This is a genomic window from Pedobacter sp. BAL39, assembly GCF_000170795.1.
Classification (GTDB): Bacteria; Bacteroidota; Bacteroidia; order Sphingobacteriales; family Sphingobacteriaceae; genus Pedobacter.
On sequence record NZ_ABCM01000001.1, the window covers coordinates 472,370 to 488,014 of the forward strand.

At 43.5% G+C, this 15,645-nt stretch carries 15 protein-coding genes; 5 read left to right on the forward strand and 10 right to left on the reverse strand.

Annotation, left to right across the window (positions count from 1 at the left end):
• Positions 1-44: 44 nt before the first annotated feature.
• The gene (locus tag PBAL39_RS02115; protein ID WP_008237766.1) at positions 45-2,801 is read right to left on the reverse strand and encodes a glycoside hydrolase family 2 TIM barrel-domain containing protein; all 2,757 of its coding nucleotides are present in this window, start codon (positions 2,799-2,801) and stop codon (positions 45-47) included.
• A 182-nt stretch (positions 2,802-2,983) separates the two neighbouring features.
• Between PBAL39_RS02115 and PBAL39_RS02120 the strand changes: the two genes are divergently transcribed.
• From PBAL39_RS02120 to PBAL39_RS02135, 4 genes are all read left to right on the forward strand, one after another.
• A complete protein-coding gene (locus tag PBAL39_RS02120) occupies positions 2,984-4,006 on the forward strand; it encodes a LacI family DNA-binding transcriptional regulator (RefSeq protein WP_008237767.1) in 1,023 nt (340 codons plus the stop codon).
• Complete coding sequence (locus tag PBAL39_RS02125; protein ID WP_008237768.1) at positions 4,003-4,731, forward strand: AraC family transcriptional regulator; 729 nt, start codon at positions 4,003-4,005, stop codon at positions 4,729-4,731. The genes PBAL39_RS02120 and PBAL39_RS02125 overlap by 4 nt, the downstream gene beginning before the upstream one ends.
• A 211-nt stretch (positions 4,732-4,942) precedes the next feature.
• Positions 4,943-5,887, forward strand: a complete 945-nt coding sequence (locus tag PBAL39_RS02130; RefSeq protein WP_008237769.1) for an NAD(P)-dependent alcohol dehydrogenase — start codon at positions 4,943-4,945, stop codon at positions 5,885-5,887.
• 62 nt (positions 5,888-5,949) lie between these two features.
• Positions 5,950-6,846, forward strand: a complete 897-nt coding sequence (locus PBAL39_RS02135; RefSeq protein WP_008237770.1) for an NAD(P)H-binding protein — start codon at positions 5,950-5,952, stop codon at positions 6,844-6,846.
• Positions 6,847-6,950: 104 nt separating this feature from the next.
• On the opposite strand, the gene PBAL39_RS02140 is transcribed toward PBAL39_RS02135, so the two are convergent.
• From PBAL39_RS02140 to PBAL39_RS02175, 8 genes are all read right to left on the reverse strand, one after another.
• Positions 6,951-7,163 (reverse strand): hypothetical protein, encoded by a 213-nt coding sequence (locus tag PBAL39_RS02140; RefSeq protein ID WP_008237772.1) that lies wholly within the window; start codon positions 7,161-7,163, stop codon positions 6,951-6,953.
• A complete protein-coding gene (locus PBAL39_RS02145; protein WP_008237773.1) occupies positions 7,160-7,534 on the reverse strand; it encodes a rhodanese-like domain-containing protein in 375 nt (124 codons plus the stop codon). The genes PBAL39_RS02140 and PBAL39_RS02145 overlap by 4 nt, the downstream gene beginning before the upstream one ends.
• A gap of 28 nt (positions 7,535-7,562) precedes the next feature.
• Complete coding sequence (locus PBAL39_RS02150) at positions 7,563-8,549, reverse strand: hypothetical protein (RefSeq protein WP_008237774.1); 987 nt, start codon at positions 8,547-8,549, stop codon at positions 7,563-7,565.
• Positions 8,550-8,557: 8 nt separating this feature from the next.
• On the reverse strand, positions 8,558-8,893 hold the full coding sequence (locus PBAL39_RS02155; protein WP_008237775.1) for a DUF3817 domain-containing protein: 336 nt from the start codon (positions 8,891-8,893) through the stop codon (positions 8,558-8,560).
• 13 nt (positions 8,894-8,906) lie between these two features.
• The gene (locus PBAL39_RS02160; protein ID WP_039865928.1) at positions 8,907-9,371 is read right to left on the reverse strand and encodes a hypothetical protein; all 465 of its coding nucleotides are present in this window, start codon (positions 9,369-9,371) and stop codon (positions 8,907-8,909) included.
• A 48-nt stretch (positions 9,372-9,419) separates the two neighbouring features.
• On the reverse strand, positions 9,420-10,004 hold the full coding sequence (locus PBAL39_RS02165) for a TetR/AcrR family transcriptional regulator (RefSeq protein WP_008237785.1): 585 nt from the start codon (positions 10,002-10,004) through the stop codon (positions 9,420-9,422).
• 443 nt (positions 10,005-10,447) lie between these two features.
• The gene (locus PBAL39_RS02170) at positions 10,448-11,113 is read right to left on the reverse strand and encodes a nucleotidyl transferase AbiEii/AbiGii toxin family protein (protein WP_008237788.1); all 666 of its coding nucleotides are present in this window, start codon (positions 11,111-11,113) and stop codon (positions 10,448-10,450) included.
• Positions 11,113-11,616 carry a hypothetical protein gene (locus tag PBAL39_RS02175; RefSeq protein ID WP_008237789.1) on the reverse strand — a complete coding sequence of 168 codons (504 nt, stop codon included), beginning with the start codon at positions 11,614-11,616 and terminating at the stop codon, positions 11,113-11,115. The genes PBAL39_RS02170 and PBAL39_RS02175 overlap by 1 nt, the downstream gene beginning before the upstream one ends.
• Positions 11,617-12,662: 1,046 nt before the next feature.
• Between PBAL39_RS02175 and PBAL39_RS02180 the strand changes: the two genes are divergently transcribed.
• Positions 12,663-14,087, forward strand: coding sequence for a sugar MFS transporter (locus PBAL39_RS02180; RefSeq protein WP_008237790.1), 1,425 nt, complete (start codon positions 12,663-12,665; stop codon positions 14,085-14,087).
• 90 nt (positions 14,088-14,177) lie between these two features.
• Here the strand turns inward: PBAL39_RS02180 and PBAL39_RS02185 are convergent, their stop codons facing one another.
• Positions 14,178-15,629 carry an NAD(P)/FAD-dependent oxidoreductase gene (locus tag PBAL39_RS02185; protein WP_008237791.1) on the reverse strand — a complete coding sequence of 484 codons (1,452 nt, stop codon included), beginning with the start codon at positions 15,627-15,629 and terminating at the stop codon, positions 14,178-14,180.
• Between the last annotated feature and the right edge of the window lie 16 nt (positions 15,630-15,645).

Genomic DNA, 15,645 nt, shown 5'->3' on the forward strand with positions numbered 1-15,645 from the left:
TATATCTTGGTTATAATTATATCTTTTACTTATTAAATTTCCCTCTATCGGCTGAAATCGAACCATAAGGTACGACTTATCTTTTCGTTCTTTGGTTCATTTTTTTGACTTTCCGGCCCCATTGATTTGGCGCCGTGAAACTTGTTCCCAATTGCGTTAATTCCGGTCAGGAAACCAAGGCTTCCTTCTGGAAACGCCGGCTGGACGTAATTGTTCTCAAAAGCATCTTTTTCACGGGCGGGCTTCAGCATCTGAAAAAAGAGGTCTTTATCCGATGTGTACACCCTGAACGGCGACTCCTGGTTTTCAATTACCACCCAGCTGACCTCTGCGTGGTAGCCCTTGAACTCGGGGTACTGCCAGCTTTCACCGGGAAGGGTATTGTTATATTTTTTGTACCATACGCCAAGTTGCTGCCCCTTCATCCTGTTTTTCCAAACCCTGTACTGGCCGCGGCCCATCCACTTCATCGCAGTAATTTTTGATTCCGGGTAGTTGAAGGTGATGCCACTGAATTCGGAGGCTTCCGTTTGTGCGTACTGATAGTCCAACTGCGCCGGACTTCCTGCTGAGAAAGTCCATTTGACATGCAAAGCACCTGGCCCGTCGTAATCAGCCTCAACAACATGCTTTCCTTCTGAGGCGTAGTGTTTAAATTCTTTTAACCTGCTGGTAGCTCCTGCAAGAACAGGGCCGCCTGATAAGGAAATCGTTCCACCCTGGTTCATGACCTGCTGGATGTAACCGGTCGCTTTATCAAACTGATAAGTTATCCCATCGCACTTTACCCGGAGTAAATTATCCTGATCTTCAATATTCAGCGCGGTTGCCGATGTTTTAGCTACATCCTTTCTGACAACATAAGGCTTGATTGCCCAAGTCCAGGTGTATATTTCCTTTTGATCAGGGCCGTAAGCGGTGAGGAACAATGCATCGCTCTTGTTCCATGAAGCTGGCAATTTTAAATCAAGGGAACCCTTAGCCCCTGGCTCCACACTGGTTAAGCTGGATGATCCGGATGCGGTTTCGTTTGGTTCAGTCTTGTTATCTTTTGCCTGGGGGAAATTGACAAGTTTCCATTTGAAAGTACATTGATTCAGATTGGTAAAGTCGTACCTGTTTTCTATCTCAATTTTTCTATCGAACAGGCTGTCAATTTTCTTGAGTCCAATAAATACCGGCGACCAGATCTCCTTGATGGTAAAGAAACTGCCCTCCTTTTCCCGGTGAGGTCCAACGATACCGTCGGCACCATGATTGCCATCGGTATCAAGGATCCCATTTTTGTCCGTCCGTACGATTCCTTCATCTACAAATGCCCAGATGAAACCGCCGGCACCGTGAGGGTGAAGTAACATTTGGTTCCAGAAATCATCCAGTCCTGCCCCTGCCCCGCCATCGTATAAGCCATGCATAAATTCGGTAGGAAAGTAAACTTCCTGACCCTCTTTCGCCGATTTGACCATATAATTGTAATCCGGATAATGGTGGGTGTCTGTGCCGTTAAATTTTTCATATGGATGGATGACCGTCCTCTTTTGCGGGTCGTACCAGGCATAGTCATTGTCGAGCCCCCGGTTCCAGCCACCCTCATTACCGTTGGCCCACATCAGGATCGAAGGATGGTTGACGTCCCGCACGATGAGCTCCTTTACCAGTTTGCGTCCTGCTACGGTATCGTATTTGGACTGCCAGCCTGTCAACTCGTCTATGACGTACAAGCCTATCGAATCACAGACGTGCAGAAAATCCTGGTCGGGCGGGTAGTGAGACATCCTGACCGCGTTCATATTCATTTCCTTCATCAGTTTCGCATCCATCAGGTGGACGGCGTGACTCAAGGTACGGCCGCTTTCCGGCCAGAAACTATGACGGTTGCTGCCTTTGAGTATGATCTTCTTGCCGTTCACATACAGTCCGTCATTTTTCCTCAATTCTACTGTCCTGAAACCGAACTTTTGCACGCTGCGGTGAATGACCTGCTTTGAATTCCTGATGGTAATCTGAGCTTGATAGAGGTTTGGAAACTCTGCAGTCCACTGGCGTGGGTTGCTGAGTCTGCCTGTGAGCCGCAGAGAATCGCGGACAGCGGCATCACTTGCCTTGACAGAAAATGGCGCGCCTGCTGCTTTTCCGTTTAAGGTCTGGATCTGTACGTCGATGGTCTCGTTTCCTTTGAGGTTACGGGGAAAGACGTCCACTTCAAACGAGCCATCAGCCTTTGCATTTATCGCTACCCGGTCGATGAACCGCTCAGGGACAATCTCCAGGTAAACCGGGCGAAATATCCCGCCTAATATCCAGAAATCACTTTTACGTTCGGCAAGGTTTACCGATGCATTAGCCGAGGTTTTGTCGACCGTCACCTCCAGCAGGTTTTTACCTTCTGGTTTTAATAGATTCGTGATGTCATATTTGAACCTGTAGAAAGCTCCCTGATGAACCGGACCGGCCAACTTACCGTTTATCATCACTTTGGTGTCTGTCATGGAGCCTTCAAATACGATGAAGGTCCTTTTTCCGGGATGTTTGCCTGAGAGAAATGTGTGTTTATAGATGCCCTGCTCGCTGGATTTTTGTTTATCATGACCATAGTTATAACTCCCAAATCCCTGCAGCTCCCAATTGGAGGGCACAGGAATTGTAGTCCAGCGACCGCTGTTTCTTCCATCGGTACAGAAAAAATCCCAGTTTACGGTATGGTCCTTATCTGTTCCTGAAAGATATTGGATAACCGTACTTTGCGCGAAGGAGGTATTGTAAATTATAGAAAGCAGCAGGTAGATGGTGATTTTCCTCATGACAATGATGTGCTATTGGTTAGAATTTTTTGAGCCTCTGCAAAATGATCAGGCCTATTTAAGGCAAGATTAAGAAGTCTGTGGATACAAGCAAGTGATCCCGGAAATAAATCTACGCAATCGTTGCCGGAAGTTGGCACCGAAAGCATTAGCTTCCATGTTTGGATTTTTTATATTTGTTTATGTTCCAGGCAGCAACGATCAAACATATTGCACAGGCATTATCGGTTTCTCCATCCACGGTCTCCCGTGCTTTGAGAGATAGTCATGAGGTAAGTACCGACACAAAAAAGCTGGTCCTGGAGTACGCAAAAAAGATAAACTATCGCTCGAACCCAAATGCACAAAGTTTAAAAAGCCGAAGAAGTAATGCCATTGGCGTTTTAGTAGCTGATGTGGCGAATAGCTTCTTTTCGCAGGCCATCAATGGCATAGAATCAGTGGCGTACGACAAAGGTTATCATGTAATCATCACGCAAAGTCATGACAGGTACGATCGGGAAGTCATTAACATGGAACACCTTGCAAACAGGTCCGTTGATGGCCTGCTGATCTCCATGTCTTCCCAAACCACTGATTATAACCATGTGACCGACTTACACCAAAAGGGGCTTCCTATGGTATTTTTTGATCGCATCATCGACGAGGTGGACACTTTTAAAGTGACTACAGACAATGTCCAATCGGCCTTTGAAGCAACATCCTTACTTTTGGAAAAAGGCTTCAGGCAGATCGGCTTTCTGGGCAACGCACCTCAACTGTCCATTACCATCGACCGCTTAAAGGGATACGGGGATGCGTTGAAAAGATATGGTCTGGGTCCTCATCCGGATTTAGTCAGCTATTGTTATGAGGGGGGTAGAAATTATGATGAGGTGAAGATGGCCATAACAGCGCTCTTTTCCAGTGAGCCGCCTATGGATGCATTGCTGATTGGCAGTGATCAGATCAGCACCGAAGCGGTAAGGGTCCTGACCACTTTTGACAATCCCCGAAAGGTAACCATCATTGGTTTTTCAAATTCTGAAGTCATAGACTTGTGGTCGCCCCGGATCTCCTACATCAGACAGAATGCGGTGGAGATGGGCAAAATTGCAGCACAGAAGCTGATTGCGCTGATAGAAAGTAAATACCCGGTTCATGAATTTGAAACCACATTGGTGAGCAGCGAGCTGCATTTCCTGAATGAAAACATTAAAGAATGATGAGCAACCCTTTTATTCTCGCACTCAAGGCACGAAATCTGACAGTAGAAATCCACCATCATTCTGCCTACCAAATTGTTTTGTCTGACGATACGCCATTTGATTCAACAATCAACGGGATACTTTACGAGGGTATCCATGGCTTTTTGATCAAGCCACACATCCCCCATTTTTGCGTCGCAGAAAAAGGCACATTGAACGTTTTGAATATAGAGCCCTACTCAAATATCGGACTGGAGCTGTCGGACAGGTTTATAGCAGATCAGGATGATATCATTTTTAATACGCCCGCCGACACAAATGCATTCTTTGAAACGCAGAAAGACAACCTGGAGGTGACCAAAATAGTAGATGCCCTGCTCTCCAAATTACCTGCAGTCAATTATGATGAAAGGGTTACAAAAATGGTGGACTACATTAAGATAAATTACTTCCAATCCGATATTACGCCTCAAACATTTGCTGATCTGGTCTTTCTGTCGCCCTCGCGTTTGGCTTCGCTCTTTAAAAAGCAGACGGGCAGCAGCATATCCAAGTACTTACTGTGGACACGGTTACGTCAGGCTATTTACCTCATACTTACGGAGAAGGAAAGAAACCTTACGGACATTGCGTACGAGACAGGCTTTTATGACCTCCCCCAGTTTAATAAGTACATGTATGAAATGTTTGGAATGCCGCCTAAAGCACTGAAGCACAATAGTGACCTGATTGAAATTTATTAGATCTGCTTTACAGCATTTGGAATCGCATTTTGCGATACAGCGCCAATTTAGAGTCTATTCCATTTTTTCTGCTGACAGCTAACGCACCGGTGTATGCACCCTAGTTTGTTGATCCAAATCATCAACGGCACAGGCACAATAGTGATTTGATACAAGTTTGATCAATCGCCTGTTCGCAACTTTGTGATATCATTTAATCAATCAAAATATCATGAAAGCAATAGTGTATAAAAAATTCGGTAATACAGGTGTTCTTGAACTTGTAGAAGAAACCATACCAACTGTAAAAGCAGATCAGGTACTGGTCAAAATGAAGGTGTTCTCTATCAACCCGATGGACTGGAAAATCAGGAAAGGCGAAATGAAGCTTATGTCGGGTTCAAAATTCCCAAAACATACTGGTGCCGACTTTGCAGGCATCGTTGAAAATATTGGATCTGCTGTTACGGGGATCCAAAAAGGTGATGAAGTTTTTGGCGTCGTAAGAGATATGATGAAAGAAGGTGTTTCAGCGGAATATGTAGTGGTACCCGCCTTGCTGATCTGGAAGAAGCCATCAAACATCAGCTTTGCCCAGGCTGCTGCAATTCCTGTGGTAGGTACTGCAGCAGTAACGGCATTGAACAAAATGGGCAACATTGGTTCAGAAACCAGCATTCTGATCAACGGGGCTACAGGTGGTTTCGGGATGTTCCTTCTTCAATTGTTAAAACAAAAAAACGCTACTGTGACTGCGGTGACCAATAGCAAGGGAATGGAACTTGCAACAACATGGGGCGCAGATTTGGTGATAGATTACGCAAAGGAAAATGTAATTACCCAAAATACTTCCTACGACATCGTTATTGATTTGTCAGGTAAAATGGGCTACAAAAATGCCAGACACATCATGAAACCTAAAGCCATTTTTCTGAACCCGACGCCTAAGCCTATCGACATTCCCCTATCCATTTTCAAAAATCTATTCAGGACGCAAAAACATGTCGTCGTGCTTTCAAGCCCATCGACAAAACACACGGCGGTGCTGCTGACTGCGCTGAAGAACGGTCTGCAGGTTGAAGTTAACAAAGTGTTTCCATTTGCTGATTTCCAGAAAGCGTATCAATATGCTGAACAGGGCGGTTACATCGGAAAAGTGCTCGTAGAAGTCAATTAACACGCTCCCTATTTATTTCATCAGACCTTTAATCATAATCATCAACCATAAAAAAATACATCATGAAAAAGAAAATAGTAGTACTCGGCGCCACGGGAACCGTGGGCAGTAAAATTTCAGAAATACTTCTGAACGAAGGACACCTGGTAACCTTAGTTGCCAGGCATATAGAAAAATTAGAAAAATACCGCGAATTGGGTGCAACGTTACTTGCAGCTGACATCACAGATGTAGACACGCTAACGAGTGCTTTTAAAACCGCTGACGCTGCGTTTGTACTGATGCCTGATCACGTGAAAGCAGAAAACGTAAGAGCCTACCAAAGAGAGGTTACCGGCAAGCTGATTGAGGTCATTCAAAATTCAGGCATCAAATATATTGTCAATATGAGTAGCCTGGGCGCGCACATGCATGAGGGAACTGGAATCATGGCCGGTACGGGTGAACAGGAGGTACGGCTGAACCAGTTGGCCGATGTAAATGTCATACATATCCGCTCTGCTTACTTCATGGAAAATATGCTCAGGACGATTGGTGTGGTTAAAAACCTGGGCCTGAACGGGACAGCTGCAGATGGTGATCATGCCATACCAATGGTAGCTACCCGGGATGTTGCTAAAGTTGCTGCAGGATATCTATCCAATCTCGACTTCAACGGCAAGGTGGTGCAGGCGGTCATGGGACCTAGAGACTACACCCTTCGGGAGGTTACCGGCCTCATCGGAAAGGCCATTGGCAAGTCCGATTTAGCTTATGTACAGTTTCCTGTGGACCAGGCAAAACAAGCATTTTTAAAAAATGGCTTCTCGGAAGATTTTGTCGACAATCTGATTGAGATGGCAACATCCATCAAAACAGGGTTTATGAATTATCAAAAGAGAGATAACTCAACTACCACTTCAACTACAGCAGAGGAATTTGTGAATGAACTTTACCTGCCCGCCTATAAAGCAATATGAGTAACAAACATCAATTTACCAAATTCATCTTTATCAAAATTGCCAGTTCATCTTTCCATAAAACTGGAAAGATGACTTCGCAGAACTCTATTGGCCTTTAGGGGTCAAAACGGAAATTCCTCACAGAAAAAACCATTTTCCTGCAATAGTTTGATCACTGACTCCGTGATTTCATGTGCACTTTCCACGCGTAAGATCTTATCACAATCCTCAAGGTCGAAATTCCACCTTGATCCTATTAAGTGTTCATCCAGTTGTGGTTTAAGCATTTCCAAATCAGTGGTGTTGGCCACATTAGTTTTAAAGATTACAATCATTTCCTGTTATTTTGCTGATTAATTTTCTTTTGCAGATCACCCCATGCTCCTCCATTATAGACATGTCTGAAACCAAGATCTTTAAGTATTTTCTCGACCTTGACACTCCGCAAGCCATGAGAACAAGTGGTGATGTAGATTTTTTCAGGATCCAGCTCTTTATACCGGTCGCGAATAGTGCCTAGTGAAATGTTGATGGATCCTGCAATGTGTCCTGTGTTGTATTCTCCGGGAGTTCGTACATCTAAAATTACCGCACCTTTGGCAATTTTCGCATCGAGCCCCTTATCGAGATTTACAAAACGATAAATACGATATCCCAGATACATGATAATTAATAAGACGGAGAGGGTCAAAGCTGTTTTTATCATTGTTTATATTTTAATTGTGAATTGGTGTTTAATTTTTTAGGTTTTTGATATACGCCTCAATCAGTGCCAGGCCCTCTTTGTCGACTACTGTCGTTCCGAGTTTCGGCATGTGGTATTCACCCATTTCATTCATTCTAATAAGGATGTTGTTCTTGTTCAATTCGATACCAGAGTGCCTCAGGTTGGTGTTATAATCCAGGTTAATTGTGGTCTGCCCGGCATATCCGCCAGACTGGTGGCAATGCGCACAGTTGATGTCCATATACGCCCTGGCCCTTTGTTCTACAGGCAAATTGTTGTCCCTATAGCTTGGCATGTGCTGAAAAGAATCCAGTCTTGAGGATTCAATCAATCCTTTGTTTATTAAATATGCCAACTGGTTAAACTGCTTTCCCTCCCGTTGTACAGGCCTGTTTAAATTCCTCACTTTCGGACCTATGGGCAGGATGGCATTTCCTGAGTGGTGACAACTGACACACTCTTTATTACTTGGGATATGATAGGCGATCTGCCTGCGTTCTCCGCTCAGGTCCTCTACATCCACCCGTACGGTTGCCCCTTCTTCAATTAATAATGCATCAGTTTGGTCATCGTTCCATTGATAAGTAGCAACGTTCCATGTTGAACCGGCAAAAATGAGCAGCCTGGTTTCGACGATCTGCAACCGCTTTCTATTTTCCGATGGATAGTAAAAAGTCTTTGCAATTAAAGTTCCCTCCGGAAAATCGGGCAGCCCGTTTCCCTTCAACTTCATTTTCTTACCTGCCGGTAACCTGATCAATCGTTGTTTTTCAGCATAATCGGTAAAAAGAGTGGAGGAGAGTTCCAGCACCTCAACCCCAGCCTCTGGATGAAGTGCCGACATTTCACCCTTAAAAAGATGATAATTGGAAAGCTGCTTTTTGAAAGCCACCTGATTTCCTATATGCGGATTGCCCGTAGTATTACGGGAAAGCACATAGATCAACGGTACAACGAGTATTGCAACAATTATGAAGTATTTTTTTACCTGCATAGCTTTAATCAGTTTTTCAGTCCGTTCTGTCCATGCAAAATAGATTCAGGGAGCAGGATATGTTTATCGATATAAAAAGTTCCGAATGGAACAATACAGGCCAGCAATACCTTCCAGGTCGTCTTCGAAAATGACCAGCGGTAGGACACCCCTACACTCAATGTAATGAATACAAACAGGCAGAAAAGTAAGCCATGTACCGGCCCCAACATTTTGACCAATGTTGGATCATGAAAAAAGTACTTTAACGGTACTGCAACAAATACTAAAAGGATCAGCGAAATTCCTTCCAGAAATCCCAGGATGCGCAGCCGTCCGATTGGGGTCTTGAATAAATAGATCATAATTGTGGTTTGATTAAAAAGGCCTGAAGAATGGACGATTGGCAAGTGGTGAAAATGGCCATGGTATGGCAATGAATATCACGATGAGCGACAGCACAAACCAAAGTAACATCGTTCCAAATTTTTCACGGTCAGTAGGCGCTCTCTTTGCTCTTGCAGAGCCGATGGTAATCATTACTACTGAAAGTATCATCAGACTGATGTGCACATACCTGAAAAACTCATGTTCACCTACCCATAAGCGCGTCTCAGGAATAGCCGGGTTAAACTTTACGATCGGACTGATCATGTACAGGGCGAGCCCCAGCATGAGCTGGATGTGGGAAACGGTTGCAGTTAAATGGCGTATCAGATTATCCTGTTTACTAAAGCCGCGGGATCTCAGGACTCCCCTGGCAGATAAGAAGATACTGTACATTAAAAAAAACAGGAGCAGCCACCTGTTGATGGAGTGTAGGGTTAATAACGTTTGATGCATGGCATAAGATTAAAAGATACTAATTAGTATGTTTTTGTATAAAAAAAATTAAAGTTGATTGAGATAGCTTTTTAGGCCAGCCAGGTAGGTTGTGTAAGCCTTTCTGCCAATGACCTTGCCGAGGCCCCTTACGCCTCCATATCCAGAAATAACCATCACTGCAACTTCTTCAGGAGAAACATGAGGTTTAACGAGTCCCAATGGCTGGGCAGACTGAATTGCTGACACAATTGAATCCTTCCAGCTTAAGACCAGTTTAGAAAGGGCCTTTTTAAAAGTATTGTTAATGGGAGACATTTCTTCCATAAGATTGATTGCCGGACACCCATAGTCGGCATTGAAAAAATCCTCATCATTCAGCAGCCTTTCCATCATTTCATAAATCGCTGTCAGGGGATCTTTGCTTTCTATCAACGGCTTCACCATTATTTCATACATGCTTGGGTAAAGCAGCTCGCTGATCAACTCCAGCCCCATTTGCTCCTTGTTTTTGAAATGATAGAAAAATGCCCCTTTGGTCATATTTGTGGTTGCAATGATATCATCTATGCTCGTTGCCTGATAACCTTTCTGGTAGATCAGGTCGAAGGATTTCTGCATGATGTAATTCCGGGTTTCCGTTGACTTTGACATAAGATACTACTTAGTATGTTTTGCAAAAGTATAAAAAAATAGTAGTCATGCCATAGGCTTAAGTCATCAGGAAGTAATTCCTATAAAACCGAATATCTTGAGCCATTCACGATTTTCCACGTGTTTTATTATGAATTTCGGCAAACATGCACAAGTTTAGGAAGAGAAGCGAGAAAATATTAGACTAGATGATCTGTAATTATTGATTTGGGATCTTAACAAGATAATTTTAACAGTTTGATTGAAAGTAATCAACATCAGGTCCCAGAACAGATAACCAACGTGTATTTGATAAAAATCTTCATGTTAATAATAAATATTTCTGTTGCCTGTGATATCTCAAAGTCGAATGGATTTCCATTGGATAAACAGCCCGTTTGTAGGGAAACCATCATGAATTTAAATGATTGGATCAGTATAAAATATAAGAACGACTGATTTTATTAAATTAGACGCAAATTGTCCAGGTGATCGGGATTAGTTGCAGCTTCAAAATCTTCTTTAATAAAAGCCCACTCCTTTTCTTTAAGACAAATTGGATCTGGATCCTGATCTGCAATACTAAAATCAATAAGGTTTTTAAGTATCTTTTCTCGTTCATGTGTCCACTCATACCTTAAACGATGCAGTTCTAGCATAGAATTTATTGAGAAATGGGCCATTAATTCGTGTAAATCCCAAAAATCCTTTTTACGGCCACCCCTTTGTATTACATCAATCTTCATTGCCAATATTTCTTCTGTGCTAGCCATTCGTAGGCCCTCTGTCTCGATAGCCGGTTGAAAAAAAGGATCCATGGAATAATAAATATCGACTTTTACTGCATTTTGACTATCAGACCCGACCAGGTAAGAGGTGCCAAATGCAGGATTTACCCCAAAATTTGTACTTACATAAGTAAAATTGTTTAGCATGTATTGCTCAATTATTTTAAAATCTATAGATCCATAAATAGCATCCGTAAAGAGATCAATATCAACAGATATTCTATGACCAAACTGCAAACTCAAAGCCGTTCCTCCAACAAGACGGAAATGCTTAAAAATTGGCTCTTGCATCAAAACAAGTAAAACCTCTTTTAACTGATGATTAACAGTATCCCAATGCATTATTTATCAGACTTTAAATGAGCCATAACTGGAAAGTGGTTCTCTTCAATTTTATCGCTACCCGTCACTTGGCAAATCTTATCTTTACCATAAAACCGGACTATTTCTTTTTTTTCCTGATCGTTACCCCTTTCAAACACTCTTTTTATCACCCATGCAGCTTGTCTTTGCCAGTCAATATGATCAATATTGGTATCCCAAAAAAGTGCTTTACGAAGCATTTCAAAATCGGGACGAGACTGCATCTTAATCCTTGCCTTTTTTAACTCATAATATGCTTGCAACAAAAACATTGTTCCTTCTTCCAGCCCCAATACCTCATCAATTTTAATCGCCAATTCAGCAGTAATCCCACGTTTAGCTTTCGTTAACTCATTTAGTTGCTGGGGATAAATTTGTAACCCAAGCGCAAACGGCCTTTTTTTAAGCCCTTTCTTCGCAAGTTCTCGTTCTAAAACCAGGCCCGGATGTATTCCTTTGTACTTTTCGATTAAGGTTTCCATAAATCAAATATAAACAAAAATGTTTACATTAAATCCTAACCGGTAAATCTGGTTAGGATCTGGTTTCATTCAATTGTAAAAAGACGAGTTGACAATCGGTATACCTCATTTGCTTTTCAGATCCGCACATAAACAATATATATTAACAGATTACACTCAAAAATCAGCAACTCCACAAATACAATTCAGGAACATCTGGAAATCTTATTAGAGGTGAAAAATCTCCCTTTTTAACTAAGGAACATAGAATAATCAAAACTAAGTATTATCGACATCATGATGAAAATTTCAGGAAACCGATAAACCTAGGTTAAAACCTCGTAGGTTGACAAGGTACCCCTCGCCCTTTAAGGCACATTAAGCCTGCTTTTTTATAGTTTTTGTATAGCCCTATACCTTACACAGGCTATCTGAACACCTTGTGAGTACCTTGTCAACACCTTGTGAGAAGCGAACAAGACCCGAACAAGGGGCGATCAAGAACCGAAAGTTGCCTTCTTAAAAAAAGAAGCACAGGTAACCCGTAAAAATTGTGTTTTCATATCATGCCTTTTTATACAGAATAATTTTAGAAGTAGATATGTAACGGGAATGAAGGCCTTTAAAAAAATATAGCGGAACGAGTCACGCTCCGACTGTTCCGCTACTTAAATTAACGCTCTCAGGATAAACTTACGAAAAATATTTTTGGTTGGATGTTAAAGATCAAAAAAAATTATCGAAGCTCATTTTCCATTCACAATCCCCTTTTTTAGCGGAACTACATGCATAATTCAGCCATGTTCAGATCATCTTTTAAAAGTAAAATTCTTGTGAAATGTGATCAGCACCCTTGTATTTCTTAGGCTTAGGCCCTAATATTGGCGCACATTGAAGCAATGATTGCCTCCGCTCCTTTCTATTCGCATGCCTGTTCGGGGCAAGTATTTTTCTATTTCCCTAGATATGAGGAACTAAGATACCACCGGATTTTGGGATAAACTTCCAAACAGGAATAAGTGTGACATGGCCAGGCAAGGCTACTCAATGATTTTAACCTTATAAATATGATGAACGAGAAAATTATTAAAGATCAGTCTGCCAAAAACTACGCAATCCCTCTTGTGACGATCACCCTGCTATTTTTTATGTGGGGTTTTATCACCTGCATGAATGACATTTTAATCCCTTACCTGAAACAGCTTTTTAACCTGAGCTTTTTTCAGTCCATGCTGGTACAGTTTTGCTTCTTTGGGGCGTACTTTGTAGGCTCTCTCATTTACTTTATCATTTCGTACACTAAGGGCGATCCGATCAACAAAGTGGGTTACAAAAAAGGAATTCTTTTTGGCATCGTGCTGGCCGCCTTCGGCTGTGTACTTTTCTTTCCGGCCGCAACCTACTCGATCTATCCGTTGTTCCTGGGTGCCTTATTTGTCCTCGGACTTGGATTCACAGTGCTTCAGATTACCGCAAATGCCTACGTATCGCTACTGGGTCCGGAAAATAGTGCTTCCAGCAGGCTGAACCTGACACAGGCTTTTAACGCATTTGGAACAACCATTGCCCCCATCCTGGGCGGACACCTGATCTTTGAGTTTTTTGCTGAAGCTGACGGCAGTTTCAGTGCTGCTGCAACGCGTATTCCGTATCTCATCTTTGCGGGTATTCTTCTCCTGGTGGCGCTGCTGATTTTTTATGTGAAGCTGCCTTCCTTTACTGCTGAAACTGAAGAACAGGAAAAAGGCCTTGGCGTACTGAAGTTCCCGCACCTCAAACGAGGCATCATTGCGATGTTCTGTTATGTGGGCGCTGAAGTTGCTGTAGGAAGTTTCATCATCAGCTTTCTGGAAGAAATCACCGGACTGACCGAGGTAGTCAGCAAAAATTACCTGTCGTTATACTGGGGAGGTGCAATGATCGGACGTTTTGTGGGAGCCATTTCCCTCAACCAGGGACTTCCTCAGGCGAAGAAAATTGTCTATATGTTAGGTACTTCCATCCTTGTATTCGGATTGATCTTCAGCATCGTCGATCTGACCTTTGCCCAGATCAGCTTCTTCCTGGTTTTCATCGTTTTGAATTTCATCGGATTTCTTGTCGGAAAGTCCGTTCCGTCACGCACACTGGCCATTTTCACCGGAATCAATATGTTGTTACTGATCTCCTGCATGCTCAATTCGGGAACCTATGCCATGTATTCTGTGCTGGGTATCGGCATCTTTAACTCTATCATGTTCTCGAATATCTATACCCTTTCGATTGCAGGACTGGGCAGTTATACGAGTCAGGGTTCATCGCTGATTGTAATGGCGATCCTTGGCGGCGCCATTATGCCGATCGTTCAGGGGGCCATTGCCGATATCATCGGTGTACATCATTCCTTTATCGTACCTCTGGTATGTTATGGCTTTATCCTTTATTTCGGGATCTACTGTTCCAGGATATTTAAAGCGGGCGAAGTCAAGGCAGGCATGATGTCTGGACATTAAGTCCTGCTGAGCAGACACCTGACCGATGGTCAATAGGATTTGGTTAGACCAGTTCCTATTGGCCATTTTTTATAAATGATCTATTCTACCTTACAATGAGGGAAGTGATTGATTGAAGATGTCCTTCAATACGCGTATTGCTGCATGATGTCCGCACATACCATGTACGCCGCCACCCGGAGGTGTAGACGACGAACAGATATACAGCCCTTTTGCTGAGGTCCGGTAAGGGGAACTGCGAAGGGCCGGTCTTGTGAAGAGCTGTCCCAGATCAATGATCCCACCGTTAATATCTCCACCGATATAATTAGGATTGTAGGCTTCCATTTCCTTGGTATTCATGGTGTGCCGCGCGAGGATGCGTTCCCTGAAACCCGGAGCAAAGCGCTCTACCTGCTTTTCGATAGCCTCGGTCCTATCCTGCTCGGAGCCATTAGGCACGTGGCAATAAGCCCAGGCGGTATGTTTCCCCTCAGGCGCCCGGGAAGGATCGAATAAACTCTGCTGGGCCAGGAGCACAAAAGGATTGTCGACCATCTTTCCGTTAGCTGTTTGTTGTTCGGAATGGGCAATCTCCTCCAATGTGTTTCCGATATGAACTGTTCCTGAACGTCTGGCTTCTTCTGCCGTAAAAGGAATTGGTCCATCCAGCGCCCAGTCGACTTTAAAAACTCCCATTCCATACCTGTATCTTTCCAGTTGCCATTTATAAATGGATGAAAACCGGTGACCGGCAATCTTCAGTAATTGTTTCGGTGTTACATCAAAAAGTACAGCCTTTGATGGAGGCAGCTCATCCAGCGATTTTACATAATGGCCTGTTTCAATTTTACCTCCCATGGATAAGAAATAGGAAGCCATCGCATTTGCAATTTCCTTTGACCCTCCAGCAGGAATAGGCCATCCCTTAATATGTCCGGCGGTCATGAGCACCAATGCAATTGCTGCCGTGCTCAGATTAGATAGTGGTTGAATGGAATGTGCGGCCATTCCTGCCCAAAGACCTCTGGCAGCGTCTGTTTTAAATCTTTTGGCGACGGTAATCGCTGAGGGCAGTGCTTTTAGGCCGAAGCTGGCCAATTTAAATGGGTATTTTGGAAATCCGAGCGGGCCCAGTACGTCGGGTGCGATGTAGGGCCAGTCTCTGACTACCGGATTGAAAAGCTTAAGATAAGCCTGCTCATCCGCTCCCAAACCCGCTGCTGTCTGCGCAACCGAGTGATACAGTACCGCAGCACTGCCATCATCAAAAGGATGGGCAGCAGCGAGATCCGGGTAAAGATATTCAAGGCCGTGTGCTTCAAGTGGCAGGGTACTGAAAAAAGGAGAGCCTATAGCCAAAGGATGAATGGCCGAGCATACATCGTGTACAAATCCCGGAAGCGTCAGCTCCGCGGAACGCAGTCCGCCGCCAATGTGTTCATCGCCTTCAATGATGAGTACCGATTTCCCTGCCTGCTGCAGTGTGATGGCAGCAGCAAGACCATTGGGCCCCGACCCAATAACAATGGCATCAAACTCGGTACGCGGACTGTTCGTCATATGCGAATATGAAAAT